This window comes from Ralstonia sp. RL (assembly GCF_001683835.1).
GTDB lineage: Bacteria > Pseudomonadota > Gammaproteobacteria > Burkholderiales > Burkholderiaceae > Ralstonia > Ralstonia mannitolilytica.
The window spans coordinates 1-904 of record NZ_LWRX01000024.1; the positions used below are offsets into that span (position 1 = coordinate 1).

Consider the following 904-nt stretch of genomic DNA (forward strand, 5'->3'; position numbering starts at 1 on the left):
GCGCCTGCAGGCAGACGAAGTACAGCATCTGCGCCAGCGCCAGCGTGATCATCGCAAAGTAGATGCCCTGCCGCCGGATCGCCAGCAAGCCCATGATCAGCCCGATCAGGGCCGCCGCCGCGGTGCCGAGCAGGATGCCCAGTTCGAACGGCAGCCCCAGGTTACGCAGCGCATAGCCGGTGACGTAGCCGGCGCCGCCCAGGAAGGCCGCATGGCCGAACGACAACAGGCCGGTGAAGCCGAGCAGCAGATTGAACGCGCAGGCGAACAGCGCAAAGCACAGCAGCTTCATCAAAAACACCGGGTACATCACGAAGGGGGCGGCCAGCGCGACGATGAGGGCGATTGCGTAACCGATTTTCTTGTTCATGGCGGAACCGTTTCGAATGACGACGAATTACTTCTCTTTGCCGAACAGGCCGGCCGGACGGATCATCAGGACGATGGCCATGATGATGAACACGACAGTCGCCGACGCTTCCGGATAAAACACGCGGGTCAGGCCCTCGATCACGCCCAGCCCCAAGCCGGTGACGATCGAGCCCAGGATCGACCCCATGCCGCCGATCACCACCACCGCGAACACCACGATGATCAGGTTGCTGCCCATCAAGGGAGACACCTGCACCACCGGCGCGGCCAAGACGCCGGCAAACGCCGCCAGCGCCACGCCGAAGCCATAGGTCAGCGTCACCATCAGCGGCACGTTAATGCCGAATGCCTCCACCAGCTTCGGGTTCTCGGTGCCCGCGCGCAGGTAAGCGCCCAGCTTGGTCTTCTCGATCACGAACCAGGTCGCCAGGCACACCGCCAAGGACGCGAACACCACCCAGGCGCGGTACTTCGGCAGGATCATGAAGCCGAGGTTGAAGGCGCCCGACAAGGCGTCCGGCACCGAATACGG

The 904-nt window shown here is 63.7% G+C and carries 2 protein-coding genes; both read right to left on the reverse strand.

Annotation, left to right across the window (positions count from 1 at the left end; translation table 11 throughout):
- A partial coding sequence (locus A6M56_RS03715) for a branched-chain amino acid ABC transporter permease (protein WP_286757762.1) occupies positions 1-370 on the reverse strand: 370 nt, incomplete at its 3' end.
- A 27-nt stretch (positions 371-397) separates the two neighbouring features.
- Positions 398-904, reverse strand: a 507-nt coding sequence (locus tag A6M56_RS03720) for a branched-chain amino acid ABC transporter permease (RefSeq protein WP_286757764.1), incomplete at its 5' end; no start/stop codon positions are given.